3 protein-coding genes are annotated in these 1528 nt (G+C 65.4%); all 3 read right to left on the minus strand.

Features of this window, described 5'->3' with window-relative positions; genetic code table 11:
- Positions 1-97: 97 nt before the first annotated feature.
- Complete coding sequence (locus BGO16_RS06130) at positions 98-748, minus strand: cytochrome c oxidase assembly protein (RefSeq protein ID WP_292617708.1); 651 nt, start codon at positions 746-748, stop codon at positions 98-100.
- 5 nt (positions 749-753) lie between these two features.
- A complete protein-coding gene (locus tag BGO16_RS06135; RefSeq protein ID WP_292617709.1) occupies positions 754-924 on the minus strand; it encodes a CoxF protein in 171 nt (56 codons plus the stop codon).
- A gap of 16 nt (positions 925-940) precedes the next feature.
- On the minus strand, positions 941-1528 hold a 588-nt coding region (locus BGO16_RS06140), incomplete at its 5' end, for a protoheme IX farnesyltransferase (protein WP_292617710.1).

Consider the following 1528-nt stretch of genomic DNA (forward strand, 5'->3'; position numbering starts at 1 on the left):
CTTGCGCCGTAGCCATTTGCGGTCTCTCTCCGTTAGCGGTGCCGGCGGTATTGGGCACCTATTGATCTCAAAAACAAAACGTCTCAGCCGTCGAAGGTCAGATACTTCCCCCTGGCCTGTCCGGCTCGCTCGCCGCCACCGGCTTGGGCGCGGCATCCTTCACCGGGAAGAACGTATAGGACAGGGTGATGGTATTGACGCCGTCGTTCTCGCTGTCGGCGGCGAAGGCCGGATCGACATAGAAGACAACGGGCATCTCCCGCTTCTCGCCGGGCGCCAGGGTCTGCTCGGTGAAACAGAAGCAGTTGATCTTGGTGAAATACGATCCGACCGTCAGCGGCGTGACGTTATAGGCTGCCTGTCCCCTGGTGGACCCGGTCGCCTGGTTGGTGACGGTGTAATACACCGTGGTGACCTCGCCGACCCGGACATTTATCTCGGTCTGCTCCGGCTCGAACCTCCACGGCAATCCGCCGGAGACGTTGGAGTCGAAGCGTACCGCCACCGTGCGCGCCAGCGGCGCCGCACTGGGCGCCACCTTTGCGATCTGCGTCGTTCCGTTGAAGCCGGTGGCGCGGCAGAACCAGTTGTAGAACGGCACCGCCGCATAGGCCGCGCCGACCATCAGGGCGACCACCAGACCGCAGGCGGCGCCGACCTTGACGTCGCGGCCAAGGCGCGGCGTAGCCTTCGGCACGACCGAGGCCGCCGTGGCGGGATGCTGCGGATGTTGCGACGCGCCGGTCATCTCAATCACATCGGACGGACGAGAACGCCCGGCCCCTTGACGAATGTGACCGCAAAGAACAGCAGGACCAGCAGCCCAACCGCCCAGGCGATCGCGATCGAGCGCTCGCGCCGACGCTTTTTCTGAGCCTCGGTGAGGACGATCCTCTCCGGCTTCGGCTTGCTGTCGTTGTCCATCGGTTCATGCGCCCCTCTACCAGATCAACGGCGCGACGGTCCTTGCAACCACATCGAGCAGCAGAACCGCGAACAGCGCGAACAGATAGAGGATCGAGAATGCGAACAGACGCCGCGTGGCGCGCAGCGCGGTGCTGCCGGTGCGATGGCGGTAGACATTGATCGCCAGCACCAGCATGCCGGCGCCCAGCACCAGCGAGGTGACGCCATAGACCCAGTCGAAATAGCCGAGCGGCCAGGGCGCCGCGGCGATCGCCACCAGCACGATGGTATAGAGCAGGATCTGCAGCCGCGTCGCATCGGGACCGGCGACCACCGGCAGCATCGGCACGCCGGCGCGCGCATAATCGTCGGAGCGGAACAGCGCCAGCGCCCAGAAGTGCGGCGGGGTCCAGAAGAAGATGATCAAAAACAGCAGCAGCGGCTCAACCGACAGCGACCCCGTCGCCGCCGCCCACGCCACCACCGGCGGCAGCGCGCCCGCGGCGCCCCCGATCACGATGTTCTGCGCGGTCCGCCGCTTCAGCCCCATCGTATAGATCACCACGTAGAAGAAGATCGTGAAGGCGAGCAGCCCGCCGGCGTACCAGTTGACCAGCGCGCC

This window comes from Nitrobacter sp. 62-23 (assembly GCF_001897285.1).
In the GTDB taxonomy this organism is placed as follows: Bacteria; Pseudomonadota; Alphaproteobacteria; order Rhizobiales; family Xanthobacteraceae; genus Nitrobacter.